The following is a 1,377-nucleotide window of genomic DNA, read 5'->3' on the forward strand; positions in this document are numbered from 1 at the left end:
GTGCCGGAGTCCTCCGGCACGGTCGCCGGAGGTACGACGATGAGGCTGTACACGGTGCATCCCCCCATGCCTGACAGCTACTCGGCCAGGGTAGGGGGACGCCCCGCCGCGGGACCTCCCCCGATCGGGTGCGACACGGGTGTGCGGCGGGTTCGGCGCGAAAGGCGCGGCTCGGGCGCTCATGGCACGGACCCGGACGCACCGAGATGGCACGGACCCGGACGCACCGAGGCCGTGTCCCCCGCACGGGGCGGACACGGCCTTGAGGTGGAACGGCGGGCGGGTGCGGTCCCGCGGGGATCAGTACCTCGGGCGCCGGAACCACTCGGTGCTCGCCCGCTTGGCGCAGAACACGATCACCAGGATCGACACGACCCAGATGACCAGGCCGAGCAGGTAGATGGCCAGCGCGAAGAGGCCGCTGACGATCGCGAACGAGGCGTACACGATCGAGCAGACGCGGACCGAGCTGCCGCCCTTGGCGTACTGCAGCAGGAGCACCAGGCCGAGTATCGCGAAGACGGCGGCCAGACCGGCGAAGAAGACGATGACGCCCTTGCCCAGGTCGGCGTACTGCTCGGCTTCGGCCGTGAGGTCGGCCTCGGCCATCGACTCGTCCCACTGCGCCAGTGCCACGCCGTACACGGCCGCGATGATCACGTGTGCGAGGGCGATCACGCCGAGCAGGATCTGCGCGGCGCGCGTGATGCCGGGCATCTGGGTGGGGACATAACCGCCGCCGTAGGGCTGGCCCACAGGAGGTGCCGACGGGTAGCCGTAACCGGGCTGCGCGGGCTGGCCGGGCTGCTGGGGGTAGCCGTAGCCGGGGCCGGCCTGGGGCTGCTGGGGCGGCTGCCCGTAGGGGTTGTTCGGGTCGCCGAAACTCATGGCGGTTCTTCCTCCGTTGCGCTTCTGGTGCGGGGACGACGCGAGGCACGGCGCGGAGGAAGTACTACAGATGCGGTCCGTCCCCCCGGTTCTGCCCGCGGCACTGCGCGTTCATCGTTCTTGACCGTTCCTTTCCTTGTCCAGCGGTACGACATATGTGTTGTGCAAGTGCAACATCGCGATCTTGCTCGTATTGCAACCGATGGTGATCGAATGCCCGGTACGGGCGGGACGGCCGACCGGAATGCGGGCTGATTGGTACAGGGACCCGGTCATCCGCGAGGATGGGGGCCATGACCGCCCAGATTCTCGATGGCAAGGCCACCGCAGCCGAGATCAAGTCCGATCTGACCGCCCGTGTGGCGGCGCTGAAGGAGAAGGGCGTCACGCCCGGCCTCGGCACGATCCTCGTGGGGGACGACCCCGGCAGCCAGAAGTACGTCGCGGGCAAGCACCGCGACTGCGCCCAGGTGGGCATCGCCTCCATCC

Annotated in this window: 2 protein-coding genes; one reads left to right on the forward strand and one right to left on the reverse strand. The window is 69.2% G+C overall.

Annotated elements, in window-relative coordinates; all coding sequences use genetic code 11:
* Window positions 1-300: 300 nt before the first annotated feature.
* Complete coding sequence (locus tag LPA54_RS32590; protein WP_193459608.1) at window positions 301-888, reverse strand: hypothetical protein; 588 nt, start codon at window positions 886-888, stop codon at window positions 301-303.
* 293 nt (window positions 889-1,181) lie between these two features.
* On the opposite strand from LPA54_RS32590, the gene LPA54_RS32595 reads away from it, so the two are divergent.
* A partial coding sequence (locus tag LPA54_RS32595; RefSeq protein ID WP_306806572.1) for a tetrahydrofolate dehydrogenase/cyclohydrolase catalytic domain-containing protein occupies window positions 1,182-1,377 on the forward strand: 196 nt, incomplete at its 3' end.

Source organism: Streptomyces sp. DH12 (assembly GCF_020873895.1).
Taxonomy (GTDB): Bacteria; Actinomycetota; Actinomycetes; order Streptomycetales; family Streptomycetaceae; genus Streptomyces.

What these genes read in the sequence shown, in the direction of transcription:
- LPA54_RS32590 (WP_193459608.1), bottom strand. Translation starts at nt 888, where the DNA reads ATGAGTTTCGGCGACCCGAACAACCCCTACGGGCAGCCGCCCCAGCAG.